Origin of the sequence: Paenibacillus tarimensis (assembly GCF_021532315.1) — a bacterium.
Lineage (GTDB): Bacteria > Bacillota > Bacilli > Paenibacillales > Paenibacillaceae > Paenibacillus_I > Paenibacillus_I tarimensis.
Genome location: NZ_JAKGAO010000028.1, coordinates 1 through 13590 on the forward strand (window position 1 = coordinate 1; position 13590 = coordinate 13590).

Genomic DNA, 13590 nt, shown 5'->3' on the forward strand with positions numbered 1-13590 from the left:
GTGAATACATGCACGTTATCGGAAACCCTTGCAATACCATAATATTATCGAGAGGAATTTTATAGATGTTTTATATCAAAGAAATAAAACAAGAAGACGTTGAATTGTATTGGAAGTTGAGGCTGGAAGCATTAAAGACGAATCCTGAAGCATTTGGAGCAACATACGAAGATTCCGTGAAAACTCCGATATCTGAAGTTGTAAAGAGAATACAAAACGAGAGTGACAATTATATACTGATGGCTTTTACAGAGAGAGACCAAGCTGCTGGAATGGTCGGATTTAGAAGAGAACAAGGAATAAAACTTAAACATAAAGGAATGATTTGGGGAGTCTATGTCTCACCGGAATATCGGGGCAAGGGGATTGCTAAAGAACTATTAAAGGAAGTAATTAATAGAGGAAAAGAAATAGAAGGCTTGAAACAAATAAATCTAGGTGCTGTAACTACAAACCAAGCGGCAATAGATCTTTATAAGAAACTAGGGTTTGAAACATATGGAATAGAGAAAAATGCTTTAGAATATAGAGATCAAGGATATGACGAGGAATTAATGACTTATTTTTATAAGTAGACTCGAAGAAGGCAGGGCATCCGATAACACAGTGTACCAGCTTCGGGGCATTCGTCGCTCGATCTGCTCGAGGCATTTCGAGGAAGAGGATTCAGGCGGACACAAGCTTTACATTATGGGAGAGAAATATAAGAGTTTAAAAACAGCCGAGCTTAGCAATTGGACAGGTAAAGCATATATTGGCCAGAGGAAACATGTTCAAATACTTCAAAGCATTGAAGAATTGGCTTCCCCAGGAATTTACATATTGATCTCTGAAATAGAAGATTCTTATCAAAAGAAGATTTACATTGGAGAAGCGGATGAAGTAAATAAACGAATAGCAGAACAGTTTAAGCAAAAAGATTGGTGGAATGATTTTGTAGTATTTATCAGTAAAGATGCTAATTTAACAAAGGCACATGTTAGATACCTTGAAAAAGAACTTTATGAAGTAGCTCTCAAAAATAAGACAACTATAGAGACCACTAACGGAATCACGCCACCAGGTTCAAAATTGCCTGTTTCTGAATGCGATGACATGAGTGATTTTAATGAGAACATTATCTTTGTGCTTAATAACTTAGGGATCATAGATTTTACAAAGACTCAAATGGACCCTCAAAACACAGATAACAGCAAAAAAGAAAGCGACGTTTTTTATATGAGTGTTCCTGGAGGTAAAGGTGAGAATGCTAAACAAGCAAAGCTTATGATAGTAGAAGGAACATATAGGCTATTAACAGGCTCGTACATTAGAAAAGATCATGTAAGTAGCTTTGCTAGTCATAATTATGCAAAGCTACGAAGGCAACTCGAGGAAGAAGGGTTTTTCGTAGCCTCAGAGAATGAGAGCTATTTTAAATTATGTAAGGATGTTGATTTTAAATCTCCTTCTGCAGCAGCAGCTATTGTCAGAAACAGTTCGATGAATGGCAGAAAAGAATGGAAACTGAGAAATGGATTAAGCTTAGATGAATTCGAGAATAGACAAGTAGGTTCCTGATGGTTGCTTTGTCAAAGAGGCGAGAGTAGCTGAGATACCTGTTAGGATGATGAACATAAAGGAAGAAAAATATATGACATTACCAGTAATTCAATTTGATTTATCGGGTGAATGGATTATTGAACGTAATATTTTTACTGAAGTAGATCCAGATTTGTTTGATCATGATGATTATGTGCACAAATGGGAGTTCAATGAAGACATTTTACAAATTATAAATCTGAAAAGAAGTAGAATTATCGATCTGGGATGGTATCCAGGATTTAACCATGAAGGACAATATTGCTTGATATTAGTTGTATACAGCGAGGATATGAAATTACAGGTTGAATCTTGGAATGAACCAATATTTAAATATTACACTAGAAACATAAATGAAGTTAGAAGACTGACTGAAGAATTAATACATAAAGTCGATCAAGGAATTATTTAAGGACAATAAAGAGAAGTATTGGATTTCAAAAATCAGGTGCTTCAATTAATAAGCTTCAGATAATTTTTAGAGATTTAGGATATTGAATTTGAATTGAGAAGACTTAGGCACCGCATAACACCACTAACACATCGGGGCATTCGCCGCTCGGTTCGCGAGAAGCAGTTCCAAGAGCAGCCGAGTCAGCGGACAACCCTGTACTGGTTAGGTCTGCGATCCGGCGACCCGATCCTATGCGGATCGTACAACAGCTTAAGCTGTGGGAGTTGGTGAATACAAGCATTACAAGAAAGCAGTTGGAGAGAAGGAGAGATATTATGATTCGTGAAGCGGAAGTCAATGATGCAAAAAAGCTTGAAAATTTGTATAAAGAGCTATTACCTAATAATCCTATGATAAGAGTGTCGGAGGATAGAATAAATGAAGTAAAGGAAAATCCGAATAGTTTCCTCTTTGTTTACGAATTGGAGGGTGATATTGTTGGGACGGCTCATTTACATCTTTGCATGGACGCTCTAGTGGAGTCCAGATCGTTTGGTGTTGTTGAAAGAGTGATCGTTAGAAGAGAGGAACAAGGAAAAGGGTACGGTTCTGAGTTAATGAGATTTATAGAAGGCATATGTAGGGAGAAGAATTGTATTAAGATTTTTCTTACGAGCGGCGCTTCAAGAATTGAAGCACATGGCTTTTACGATAAGTTAGGATATGATGGGGAGTCTAGTAAAGCATTCAAAAAGTATCTTTAAGCGCAAAAAACAGTTGTGGCCTTTTGGAAGAAGAGGCTGACTTCATATAACACAGCACCACGCATCGGGCCTATCGGCCCTCGATCAGCAGAGGCAATTGGCTGAGAAGTGGGATTAGGGAACAATCTGGGGTTCGTACATTATGTTAACCTTTATTTCCAAAGGTGTACCAGGTGTGTTTTTGTGTGAACAGATAGCGATAAATTCATGCATACGGCATGTTGGATGAGAACGGTAAGGAAAACTCTAGTTAATAGGAGTGGCTGCTTTGCATTTTATAAATGAAGTCGTACAGATTTATCTCCCGTGTACGAATATTAGAAGATCAGTTGAATGGTATGTTGATGTATTCGGTTACAAAGTTATTTGGGAACAAGAAGACTCCGCCAATCTTAAATTGCCTCAAGGGCCATTATTATTCTTAAAGAAAAGTGAAGTGCCTCAATCACTATTTTTTATAGCTGACAACCAGGAAACACCAGTGATTAGTTTTAAGACATCTAACTTTGAAGCATTTTACGATTCATTGAGATGGAAAGGGTTAAGCGTAACGGAAATTAATGAATATGGAACAGGAGAGAATGGACCCTATAGAGATTTTTATATTAAAGATCCGGATCACAACTTAATAGAAGTCAATGAATTTCCTGATTTAAAGCTGCCTCAATACAGAGGGTATTGAGACGAAAAGCTAATGATAGCAGCTAACACTGTATTGATTTGCACGTCGCTACTACGCCCTTTGGTCTTGCGAGCAGGGTTATTGAGGCCATTTATTAATCTAGTAAGCAGTAGGCGAGGATATTCAGGATACTTCCAGGATCCAGACAGGCACATTTGGGAAATTGTTTGAAATCCACAGTGGGAGATCAATGAGTAATAAGATAACGCCTTGGGTCGCTGTCGCACCCCAGCTAAGTCAAGTTCGAGAGGAATAAAATATGCATTTACGTATAAAAACCACAGAAGACTTCTTAAAACTATCTAAACTCGGACAGGTCAGTGTGGTTTTGGGCCTAGTCGCTTTAGTATTCGTATTTATATGTTATGTCCCGTACATTGACGAGAAAATGTCCTCGCATACATACGCCATAATCATGGCCCTTTGTACCGCTATCTTTATTTTATGTGGTAATGTTGCGGCATTCGATCAAAGGATTTTACAAAGTGGAAGAGATAACAAGAGAAAAAAAGTGATTATTGGGATAACTGTTCTTAGTATAAATTTCATTATTGTGACTGCTTTTGTAATTTATTTCATATACCGGATCAATAACGCTTCATGAAATAAGGCATATTCATCACAAAATATCGAATTTACGTATCGTACTGCTACTGATTCCCTCTGTCCCCATAGACTGGGGGGGCGAGCGAGTTAACGTGTCAAGCATGCACAGATCTATACAGTCTTAATCATGGTCAGTAATCATTTATCGTAAGAGTAATTTTCTAAGAGATGAGATGCAATAGATGATAGAAGGAAGAATCAGAGAGATTCATGTGAACGATTATCATAATATTTATATGTTAAATCAAGACTTTAACTCTAGTTTGAAGCTTTTTTCTGAAGGGAGGGTAAAAGAAAAAATTGAAATCATTTGTAGCCGAACTAAAGATATTATCTTTGTGTATGAACATAACGACGAGGTATTAGGATATATTCATGGAAGTCCTTATGAATTGCTGTTTTCCGACTCGCTAATAAATATATTAGGTTTTGTTGTAAAAGAAGAATACAGAAGTATGGGTATTGGCAGCAGGTTAATGGATCGTCTTGAAGAATGGGCCAGAGATAACGGATATGCTGGAATAAAGTTGTTATCCCATCCAAGCCGTAAGAGTGCCCACAGGTTTTATGAGAATCGTGGATATAAATTTACAAAGGACCAAATGAATTTTGTGAAGAACTGGACTAAAGAATGATAGCTCGAGAAAATTCAAGCAAAGCGTTGGCTTCTGATAACGGTGTTTACACGCTGGGGAGAGGATAGTGTTAAAGCAGTTGGGGGAGTTACACTATTTCAGCTGACGTGTAAACTTCATAATCCTAATCGTTCCAAGGACAAGTTGGATAAACATGAAAGAAGGCGTTTTATTATGAATATAAGATTCTATTTAGATAAGGATATATCAGGTTGTACGGAATTGTTTATAGATGTTTTTAATCAAGAACCATGGAACGATAATTGGTTAACCGACATTGCAGAGAAGTATTTATCTGATTATACGAATACTCCTGGGTTCATCGGAGTTGTTGCCGAAGAAGGTGCAGAAATTAGGGGGTTTATTTTTGGTGTCTGTAAGAGGTGGTGGAGCGGGGATGAGTTTTTTATTAATGAAATGTGTGTTAGTAAGAGAAGCCAAGGGAATGGACTGGGAACAGAATTATTGAACTATCTTGAACTTAACTTAGTGGGTACAGGCATTAAAAGAATAACGCTGCTTACGGACAAGGGAATTCCTGCGGAATACTTCTATAAAAAGAATGGTTTTCAGGAGATTGATAGATTGATGTTCATGTGCAAAAGCATCGGATAATTGTGAGATTATAAAGAAAGCACGACCATTCTCTAACACCGCAACTACGTTGGAAACTCTAAGAAATTCGTAGATTACTTCAAAGAAGAAGCTAATCTAATCGGTGGAGATACTATGGTATTTCGCTTAATCACGGGATCTATAGAGCCTGATGAACACGGGAGTGTATTAATGAATGATTATCTTTAGAGAGCTTACTATCGGCGATGCCGAGAAGCTGGTTGAGATCGACCGGTCGGAATATATTGATTTTATCTATGAGCTGCAGTACGGAGACGTTGTTAAAGTGCCTGCAGGACATCAGTGCCCGAATTGGGACAGGGACCAAGCTAGAGAGATGATTAACAGATACAAGCTTGAACTAGAACTCGGCGGCAAAGCCTTTGGAGCCTTTGATAAGGATATTCTGGTAGGGTTTGCGGTGCTTGGCCATAAGTTTAGGGGGAAAAAGAAAGATCAGCTGCAGGTTGATCTCATGTATGTGTCCAAGACATACAGAAGGCAAGGGATAGGGACACGATTAATGAATGATATCAGTCAAGAAGCCAGAAGACGAGGAGCAGCCCGTTTATATATTTCATCAACCGAAACGGAATCGGCAGTAAGTTTTTACAGAGGTAACGGCGGTGAATTAACTGAGGAAATAGACGAAGAATTATTTAGACTGGAACCCTTAGATATACATATGATAAAGAAGCTTTGAACTAGGACACTTCGAGGTGACTTATTATGAGTAAACACTATTCAATGGAAGATCATTTTGGCTGGCCAATTAAAGAAGAGCAGGCAAAGGGATTTGTTAAAAGGGTATTTCGCTGCTATAAGCATGCGGATTGTTCCTAGCGGCATTAAGTGGATGAGATGATTTGCCGTTCTATGAAAAAGAAATATAGAGCAGCCAATATATAAGCTCCAATAAAGGAGGCTGAAATGCAGGAATTCCTTAAACTTAATTATTCTAACAAAATCAAAGGACTTATCTTGCTAGGAATTGCTACTGTGATTTGTTTAATGAATGTTCATGGTATTCAGCAATTGGGCGAAAGACCGTATTTGTTTTTATATTGGGATATCTTCTTGGCGTGGGTACCTGTATTGCTTGCCATAATTCTAGATGCTGTATACCTGGTTTCAGTTAAGCTGGTTCGTATAATGTTGGTCAGTATAGTGAGCCTGATTTGGCTGTTATTCTTCCCCAATTCCCCTTATCTTGTAACCGAATTGCTGCACATCTTCATTCATTACAGCTACGATCCGACACAACGCTTTTGGGTAGATATGGAATTCTGGCAGCACTTATTTACCTTGTTTTTTGTTGCGCTTGTTGGCCTATTGTTAACTTGGTATTCTTTGAATTCAATTCAGATGCTAATCAGAAAATCTTACGGTAAAATTATGGGTTGGATCGCTGCTATGGCTATATTGGTGCTGAGCAGTTTCGGTGTTTACATTGGCCGGTTTGTTCGCTGGAACAGCTGGGATGTCTTAACAAGACCAGAGCATATCCTGCAAGAAACTTATATGATGCTGACGGATAGTACTCAGTTTAACCCTATCTTTGTGTTCTGCAAGTTTATGTTTATGATTATGGTCTTAAGCTACGTTCCGATGTATTGGTTGGCGAACAAGGAACAAAGCAAGGAGCCTCAAAGAAGACAATAACAGCATAGGAGACGTGTTCAGCAGGGTTGAAAAATCATGGGAATGGTCATTTGACCGGAACACGAAACGATATGACCCGCAATGGATAACAATACACTTCGGTGAAGTCCCAGCGGCCGACACCAGTGACGCAGATCGCTTGTTTTCCATATATCTTAAAGTTACCGGGGCTATCCTCGGGGCTGTTATCGTTGGAATTGGTATATATCAGTTAATTGGATAGCGAGGACATCTTGAAGATGTGAAATGTTGCGGGATAACTCGCAGCAGAGCTATCGTCGTAAACGTGTTAGATGTATAATCATGGAAGAAGCTCGGACGACACTCGCCCCAGCCTAGAGATAAGAGCTCTCTAAGGGTGGGGCATTTTGGCTTCAGACGGTAGGATTATGCGAAGGAGAACAGGAGGTGAAGATGAATAAAAGATCTGCAGGCATAGCACTGCTGTGTATAGCGGCGGCCATCATTGGATCTGGTTTGACATCTTGGAATCAGGAGTTGTTTGAAACCATGTTGGACACCGTGGGTAACGGTCCGCTGGTACTGAGTTGGATAGCCTTCATCATGGGTGTGATATATTTAGCCCTTGCAGAATTTGAGTCGCTAATCAAGAGAACTGCAAGAGAGATGAAGATAACTGGAATGCGAATAATTCAAAGCCCCAGTAGTAGGAACACGAATGCAGGAGAAGTTGTGCAGAGGTACCGATGGACATAGACAAGACCGAACCCGTCTAAAATTACATAATGGAAGAAAAGAAAATGATCTTTAATAGACTTGATTTGAGGAGGCCATTGAGATGAAGAATATCGTAGGTCATATTGATAGTGTTTATTTGCCTGTAGTTGACCGGGAAGAATCCATTAAATGGTACCAGGAGAAGCTTGGCTTTCATTGGACGGGTTATAGCTTTGATTTGGGTTATGGTCCGGAGATCATGCTGGTAACTGTAAATAATCCAGAAGACGTGAAGCTCACCTACAGAACGGATCATTGGGAAGGTGAGAACTATGACATGCATATACTCACTTACAGATCAGACAACATAGAAGAAACCTATGAAACCCTGAAAGAAAGAGGGGTAAGCGTCTCGGAAATCAAGTTATATGATGGCAACCGAAAGAACTTCCGATTTTACGATTTGAACGGTAATCGCTTTGATGTATGGTCGGGTTGGCTGGCATAAGGGATCGGTCATGCATGATACACACGGGAGTGTGAAAGGACTATATACCGTAAAATTAACCGGTTAAAGGGTGATCAGCATGCTGGGTGTATGGAAATTTATTATGTTGTTCATCGTTTTGTTTATTTTGTATGGCGTATTCGAGCTTGTTACTAGTTATATAAACGAGGGAAACATTAATTTTCAAGCTATAATATTAATAGTTGGCATGGTGTTGTCACTGTTAACTGCACGGTATAGATATCATAAGCTGCAAGAGAAGAAGAAAGTATAAAGACAGAGGCAACGTATAGACCTCTTCAAGATTGAGCATGGGAGTTACGTGCTTGAAGCTAATTCCAAATGAATGGAAGTCCAGCAGACTGACGATATTGTTGTGAAAGGGATGTCAACGATGCATGAGATCAGAGAAATGGTAGCCGAAGATTATCCTTCCTTAATCGAACTATGGAATAGAACAGAGGGGTTGGCTATTAGCGAGGCTGACTCTGAAGAAGCTATTGATTATTATCTGCGGCGGAATCCAGGCATGAGCTTCGTATGTATAGATGAGAATAGAATTATCGGGACCGTTATGTGCGGACATGACGGACGCCGGGGCTATCTTTACCATGTTGCTGTGGATCAGGATTTTCGGGGAAGGAAGCTTGCTCAAGAGCTGGTCAAGCGCAGTTTATCCAGGCTGAGCGAAGAAGGCATACATAGATGCCATATCTTGGTCATTGCCGATAACGAGATTGGCAAACACTTCTGGACCAAGACTGGCTGGAACAGAAGAGATGGGATTTTATTATATTCACATGAGACCTAGAGCGAAGCTAAGTCTGAAAGGGGCAGGTTATGATAGAGAACAGTTGCGTTTTTTGTAGAATCATTGATCGGCAAGAGCCAGCTCAGATTATTTACGAGGATGACCACGTTATATCCTTTTATGGACTGCATTCTGTGACGAATGCACATGTCCTTGTTGTTCCCAAGAAGCATATCAGGAATGTGCTTGATATTAAGGAAGAAGATCAGGAATACATAATGAAAATCCATCTTGGGATACAACAGGTTGCGAAAATCTTAAACATTGATAAAACAGGATTCCGTGTCGTCACGAACACTGGAGTTCACGGACAGCAAGAAATATATCATATCCACTACCACGTCATAGGCGGACGGCAATTAATATGGGAATTTTAGTTGTCCTCGAAGAAGACCTCCATCTGTCATTAAGGAATTCAATTATTGAACTGTTGTCTTTGTGTGTGTATGGCGATGGCACTAAAGCTTAGGTTTTGCCATACATAGTCTAGGAGAGAAGTACCCGGGGGTTGAACGCTTTAGATGCGTTATTGTTAAGGGATCTGGTACAGAGGTGGATGGATGAATCAGGAAATCGTGTTCAGACGGGCAGTTAGTGAAGATGCTGAGTTTTTAATGAAGCTGAATTATGATTTTAACGGCGTCCTCATGGATGAAGAAGAAGTTCGTAAACGATTGACAGACTCAAAAGAATTGGTTGTGTTAGGTACACTGGATGGCATACCTGTTGGGTTTGCGTGTGCCCAATATTTCCAGTCCTTTTGCTATCGAAATCTAATGGGCGAAATAACTGAAATGTATGTGAGGGAGAAAGTCAGAAGAATAGGGCTGGCGTCGTTAATGATATCTTTCATCGAAAGAGAATTATCGGCCGTGGGTGTAACAAGCCTTAAATACTTACTGGGAAAGAAAACGAACCCGCGATACATACCTATATGGCAAAAGGCTATCGCAAACAGGATGAGGTTGTACTGCATAAGACCCTCAGTAAAGGAGCAGTGGAATGAGTACTCCTAAACATATACTTTCAGCAGCAGTTATTGTTGTGAATGAGAAGAATGAATTGCTGCTTATTAAAGGACCACGCAGAGGCTGGGAGATGCCAGGTGGTCAGGTGGAAGAAGGAGAATCCCTGAGCCAAGCAGCAATCAGAGAAACAAAAGAAGAATTGGGGATCGACATCGAAATCATAAAATTCTGCGGAATTTTTCAAAATGTCGGTAATTCAATTTGTAACACTTTGTTTTTAGCAAGACCAGTAGGAGGAGAATTAGTACAAACCTCTGAAAGCTTGGAGTCAGGATTCTTCCCTGTCGAAGAAGCACTTAACAAAGTAGAATGGAAGGATTTCAGACAACGGATTGAGTACTGTTTAAAGCCTGAGCTGCAGCCTTTTTTTGTGGAATTTAACGATACGAATAATATTTGAAGGTATTCTAAGACCTGGCTCAGTATAGTGTGCACTGATTAATGAATTAAGACCATAACTATTAGCTCGGAGGCTAATATGAACATTAGAACAGAGACAGTAGAGGATTACGATGAAGTGTACAAACTGAATTACGAAGCTTTCGGTAATAGGGAAGATGAATCGGAGTTAATTGAAAGAATAAGGAAATCTAAAGCGTTCGTCTCTGACTTGTCGATTGTAGCAGAAGCTGGGGAACAAATAATTGGTCACATGCTAATGAGCAGAGCGTTGGTAGAAGATCACGATAACCAGTATGATGTCATTGTATTGGCTCCAATAGCAGTTAGACCTCAATATCAAAGACAAGGAATTGGCAGGATGCTAATCGAGGAAGGCATAAGAAGGTGCAGAGCTTTGGGGTATGGCATTATTTTGTTAATAGGGCATCCAACCTATTATCCGAAGCTCGGATTCCAGCCAGCAAGAAAGTTCGGATTGGAATTAAAGCAATTTGTGGTCCCAGATGAAGTGTTTATGGTCTACGAAGTAGAGGATGGGGAACTTAACGAAATCAAAGGAGAATTAAAATACCCTGAAGCTTTTTTTAACTGAGTGGAACAGATCATTAACGTTAACGAAATCGGTCTTAGGGAGAACAACGATGAATTCAGTGATATGCCCGGGAAAACAGGAGGTAATACCTGCAAGTTTATGTTGGGAATATTGCTTCGCGGATCATGGCGGTCCGTCAGATACAGCTGCAGAATTGAAAGAATGGATACTTAAGACGAAGAAGTATAAAGATATATCAGAGTTTCATAAGGTCTGCGAGACCTGTGTGAATTGTCAATGGTCAAACATTAATTGAATCATAGGAGCATCATGACTAACGAGCTGACGAGTAAAAAATGCTTATATGTTTGAACACTTTATATTTTCACAGTCTAATGGATTCGCTGAGATAAAAAAACAATTAAAAATATAGAGGAGGCTATTATGGATTTTTATTGGGTTTCGGCCATATACCCGCTGATCCTTCTGTCGCTGGTTATATTGTTTTTTGTCGGACTATATAAGTTTGTAAACCGATTAATACAGCATACAAAAGAAACGCAAGCCGCCTTGAAGAGGATAGAAGATAAAGTAGACCAGTTGACAGAAGAGTTGAGACGTAAGTAGATACAGCATGGATATCGAGAACCCACACATAAGTGCAAAAGACACTTGTTCTGTAATAACATGGAGGAAGGTAACGACTAGATCGCTATACAACTTTGATTTCATTCACCGTTTTGAGTTTGAAAACCATTGTAGGATTAAGGAGATTTTATTGATGAAGAAAAGATATCTTGTCCCTTTGTTAATTGGTTTAATGGTGTGCTCTTTTGTCATTGGCGCTCATGCTTCAAGAGATGTTACCCTTACTATTAATGGTGTGAAATCTTTAAGTCCTGTCAAGGTTATTGAAGGAACCACATATGTGCCTCTCAGGGAAGTTGCTCAAATGTTAAATACTAACGTTACTTGGGATCAGAAGAATCAAAGGATCACGATTACAAGTAAGAATAGTGAGAAGATTCATTATATAAGAGATATTACCGAAGACCGTGATTTTATTTTTCGAAATATTAGAGTTAGAAAAGCACAATACGGATGGGATGTATTCTTTGAAATTGAGAATGCATGGAAGGAAAAAGTCCATACTGGAGCTTATGTCTTGAAATTCTATGGGAAAAACAAAAAGGAAATTAGCGAGATTTCGGGGCTGATTGTAAATTATCCTTCGGGAAAAAAAGAGACAGTTCAGCATGTTACTTTCGACGATTTAAGCAAGGTAACAGGAGTCGAAGTGCAAATGATTTATGAAAGATAACTAATCAAGTCATAATATACATTTCAGCCAGCAGCATCCAAAGAAAGAGAGAGATAAATGAAGCAAGTTCATGATGTTGAAGAGCTCAGACTCAAATTAACCCTAATGTTGTCCTGGCGGGATCTATTCCCGCTGGGATTTTTGCTGTTTAGGCAGGCCGCCAAGAATGCTGCAACTTATGATTCCCTAATCATGATTTCCAGAAAATAGATGGGATGCTATAATTGAAGGCATTGCAGCTATTAGCTTTGGAAGGTAAGGGATACATATAGACATGTCCAAGAAAACATGGATCAAGGCAGTCGTCGTCTTAATCGTTCTATTGTTAAGTGTTACAGTCTATCTGGGAATTAGCATATGGACATTCAGCTGGAACAATCAGCTCGTTAAGGCTGACGCAGCCGTGGTACTGGGCGCAGCCGCCTGGAACGATGAACCATCCCCGGTTTTAAGAGAACGGATAAACCATGCCATCTGGCTTTATGAGAATGGATACATCAATAAGATCATTTTCACCGGTGGCAAAGGAACAGGCGATAAGTATGCAGAATCAGAGGTTGCAAGGGAGTACGCCCTTAAGAACGGTGTTAGTAGGGGAGATATTCTCATTGAGACGAAATCAACCATCACGGAAGAAAATCTCCGGTACGCTCATGAGATTGCCTCAGAGTATGGTCTGAAAACATTTACGATCGTAAGTGATCCGTTACATATGAAGCGGGCCATTGTAATAGCCAACAATATGGGGATGGAAGCCTACTCATCGCCAACTCAAACATCGGCCTATCAGACACTCGGCAGCAAGGTTCCGTTCTTCTTACGCGAATTGATCTACTACGCAGGATATTTGATTAGTCAGCCATTCCGCTGAGTTTTTCAGTAGAGAAAGGATTTATAGATGACAATAGCCAGTATGGTTTCTATTTAATTGAGAACTTTATGTTTAACAACATCATGAGAAAGACGGTCGAACATTTTGAATACTCACAAGGTTGTTATCCTTAGTAATTGTGTACAGGTTAGTCTATTCGTCGAGTTCTGGTATATCGCTTTCAGCTCTCAGGAATCTTCTAAGTTATTGGATTCGACGGGTACTGTAATTTGCGGAACAGCTATAGTGGCGTACCTCATTATTCTGGATAAGTATTTAAGAAATCAAGCCAATCGAAGAGGCTATCGTTTAGTTTTATTCAGTATACTTGTTGTAAACTTTGTTGTCTCGCGATTTCACTACCACTATCCAGATTATTACACTTCAGATTCTGTGTACATTTACTTCTCAACCCTTCCGCATTTAATCTACTTGCCAGAGCTTATACGGGCATTCATTAGGTCAACTACCAGCGCAAGCCAACAGGAGATAGATTGGTT

General features: G+C 39.5%; 18 protein-coding genes. All 18 read left to right on the forward strand.

Features of this window, described 5'->3' with window-relative positions; genetic code table 11:
* The first annotated feature begins 65 nt into the window (after positions 1-65).
* The 18 genes from L1N82_RS20495 (at position 66) to L1N82_RS20580 (ending at position 13090) form a co-directional block, all read left to right on the forward strand.
* Positions 66-575, forward strand: a complete 510-nt coding sequence (locus L1N82_RS20495) for a GNAT family N-acetyltransferase (RefSeq protein ID WP_235289330.1) — start codon at positions 66-68, stop codon at positions 573-575.
* A gap of 115 nt (positions 576-690) precedes the next feature.
* On the forward strand, positions 691-1560 hold the full coding sequence (locus tag L1N82_RS20500; RefSeq protein ID WP_235289331.1) for a GIY-YIG nuclease family protein: 870 nt from the start codon (positions 691-693) through the stop codon (positions 1558-1560).
* A gap of 73 nt (positions 1561-1633) precedes the next feature.
* A complete protein-coding gene (locus tag L1N82_RS20505; protein WP_235289332.1) occupies positions 1634-1993 on the forward strand; it encodes a hypothetical protein in 360 nt (119 codons plus the stop codon).
* 317 nt (positions 1994-2310) lie between these two features.
* Positions 2311-2739 (forward strand): GNAT family N-acetyltransferase, encoded by a 429-nt coding sequence (locus L1N82_RS20510; protein WP_235289333.1) that lies wholly within the window; start codon positions 2311-2313, stop codon positions 2737-2739.
* A 259-nt stretch (positions 2740-2998) separates the two neighbouring features.
* A complete protein-coding gene (locus L1N82_RS20515; protein ID WP_235289334.1) occupies positions 2999-3421 on the forward strand; it encodes a VOC family protein in 423 nt (140 codons plus the stop codon).
* Positions 3422-4209: 788 nt separating this feature from the next.
* A complete protein-coding gene (locus L1N82_RS20520; RefSeq protein ID WP_235289335.1) occupies positions 4210-4662 on the forward strand; it encodes a GNAT family N-acetyltransferase in 453 nt (150 codons plus the stop codon).
* Between the two features lie 174 nt (positions 4663-4836).
* A complete protein-coding gene (locus L1N82_RS20525) occupies positions 4837-5277 on the forward strand; it encodes a GNAT family N-acetyltransferase (RefSeq protein WP_235289336.1) in 441 nt (146 codons plus the stop codon).
* Positions 5278-5452: 175 nt separating this feature from the next.
* Positions 5453-5980 (forward strand): GNAT family N-acetyltransferase, encoded by a 528-nt coding sequence (locus L1N82_RS20530; RefSeq protein ID WP_235289337.1) that lies wholly within the window; start codon positions 5453-5455, stop codon positions 5978-5980.
* A gap of 227 nt (positions 5981-6207) precedes the next feature.
* Entirely contained in the window at positions 6208-6939 is a 732-nt protein-coding gene (locus L1N82_RS20535) for a DUF1361 domain-containing protein (protein WP_235289338.1), read from the forward strand.
* 408 nt (positions 6940-7347) lie between these two features.
* Complete coding sequence (locus L1N82_RS20540) at positions 7348-7656, forward strand: hypothetical protein (protein WP_235289339.1); 309 nt, start codon at positions 7348-7350, stop codon at positions 7654-7656.
* Between the two features lie 82 nt (positions 7657-7738).
* Positions 7739-8125 carry a VOC family protein gene (locus L1N82_RS20545; protein WP_235289340.1) on the forward strand — a complete coding sequence of 129 codons (387 nt, stop codon included), beginning with the start codon at positions 7739-7741 and terminating at the stop codon, positions 8123-8125.
* Positions 8126-8471: 346 nt separating this feature from the next.
* The gene (locus tag L1N82_RS20550; RefSeq protein WP_235289341.1) at positions 8472-8936 is read left to right on the forward strand and encodes a GNAT family N-acetyltransferase; all 465 of its coding nucleotides are present in this window, start codon (positions 8472-8474) and stop codon (positions 8934-8936) included.
* A gap of 29 nt (positions 8937-8965) precedes the next feature.
* On the forward strand, positions 8966-9313 hold the full coding sequence (locus L1N82_RS20555; protein ID WP_235289342.1) for an HIT domain-containing protein: 348 nt from the start codon (positions 8966-8968) through the stop codon (positions 9311-9313).
* 183 nt (positions 9314-9496) lie between these two features.
* Positions 9497-9952 (forward strand): GNAT family N-acetyltransferase, encoded by a 456-nt coding sequence (locus tag L1N82_RS20560; RefSeq protein WP_235289343.1) that lies wholly within the window; start codon positions 9497-9499, stop codon positions 9950-9952.
* Positions 9939-10364: an NUDIX hydrolase gene (locus tag L1N82_RS20565; protein WP_235289344.1), complete on the forward strand. Its 426-nt coding sequence runs from the start codon at positions 9939-9941 to the stop codon at positions 10362-10364. Before L1N82_RS20560 ends, L1N82_RS20565 begins: the two co-directional genes overlap by 14 nt.
* A gap of 78 nt (positions 10365-10442) precedes the next feature.
* Positions 10443-10958 carry a GNAT family N-acetyltransferase gene (locus L1N82_RS20570; RefSeq protein ID WP_235289345.1) on the forward strand — a complete coding sequence of 172 codons (516 nt, stop codon included), beginning with the start codon at positions 10443-10445 and terminating at the stop codon, positions 10956-10958.
* 721 nt (positions 10959-11679) lie between these two features.
* Positions 11680-12219, forward strand: a complete 540-nt coding sequence (locus L1N82_RS20575; protein WP_235289346.1) for a stalk domain-containing protein — start codon at positions 11680-11682, stop codon at positions 12217-12219.
* Between the two features lie 274 nt (positions 12220-12493).
* Entirely contained in the window at positions 12494-13090 is a 597-nt protein-coding gene (locus L1N82_RS20580; RefSeq protein WP_235289347.1) for a YdcF family protein, read from the forward strand.
* Positions 13091-13590 lie beyond the last annotated feature (500 nt).

Coding starts and splice junctions, on each gene's coding strand:
- L1N82_RS20520 (WP_235289335.1), top strand. CDS start 4,210: ATGATAGAAGGAAGAATCAGAGAGATTCATGTGAACGATTATCATAAT.
- L1N82_RS20525 (WP_235289336.1), top strand. CDS start 4,837: ATGAATATAAGATTCTATTTAGATAAGGATATATCAGGTTGTACGGAA.
- L1N82_RS20530 (WP_235289337.1), top strand. CDS start 5,453: ATGATTATCTTTAGAGAGCTTACTATCGGCGATGCCGAGAAGCTGGTT.
- L1N82_RS20495 (WP_235289330.1), top strand. CDS start 66: ATGTTTTATATCAAAGAAATAAAACAAGAAGACGTTGAATTGTATTGG.
- L1N82_RS20500 (WP_235289331.1), top strand. CDS start 691: ATGGGAGAGAAATATAAGAGTTTAAAAACAGCCGAGCTTAGCAATTGG.
- L1N82_RS20580 (WP_235289347.1), top strand. CDS start 12,494: ATGTCCAAGAAAACATGGATCAAGGCAGTCGTCGTCTTAATCGTTCTA.
- L1N82_RS20510 (WP_235289333.1), top strand. CDS start 2,311: ATGATTCGTGAAGCGGAAGTCAATGATGCAAAAAAGCTTGAAAATTTG.
- L1N82_RS20575 (WP_235289346.1), top strand. CDS start 11,680: ATGAAGAAAAGATATCTTGTCCCTTTGTTAATTGGTTTAATGGTGTGC.
- L1N82_RS20565 (WP_235289344.1), top strand. CDS start 9,939: ATGAGTACTCCTAAACATATACTTTCAGCAGCAGTTATTGTTGTGAAT.
- L1N82_RS20570 (WP_235289345.1), top strand. CDS start 10,443: ATGAACATTAGAACAGAGACAGTAGAGGATTACGATGAAGTGTACAAA.
- L1N82_RS20555 (WP_235289342.1), top strand. CDS start 8,966: ATGATAGAGAACAGTTGCGTTTTTTGTAGAATCATTGATCGGCAAGAG.
- L1N82_RS20550 (WP_235289341.1), top strand. CDS start 8,472: ATGGAAGTCCAGCAGACTGACGATATTGTTGTGAAAGGGATGTCAACG.
- L1N82_RS20560 (WP_235289343.1), top strand. CDS start 9,497: ATGAATCAGGAAATCGTGTTCAGACGGGCAGTTAGTGAAGATGCTGAG.
- L1N82_RS20545 (WP_235289340.1), top strand. CDS start 7,739: ATGAAGAATATCGTAGGTCATATTGATAGTGTTTATTTGCCTGTAGTT.
- L1N82_RS20505 (WP_235289332.1), top strand. CDS start 1,634: ATGACATTACCAGTAATTCAATTTGATTTATCGGGTGAATGGATTATT.
- L1N82_RS20535 (WP_235289338.1), top strand. CDS start 6,208: ATGCAGGAATTCCTTAAACTTAATTATTCTAACAAAATCAAAGGACTT.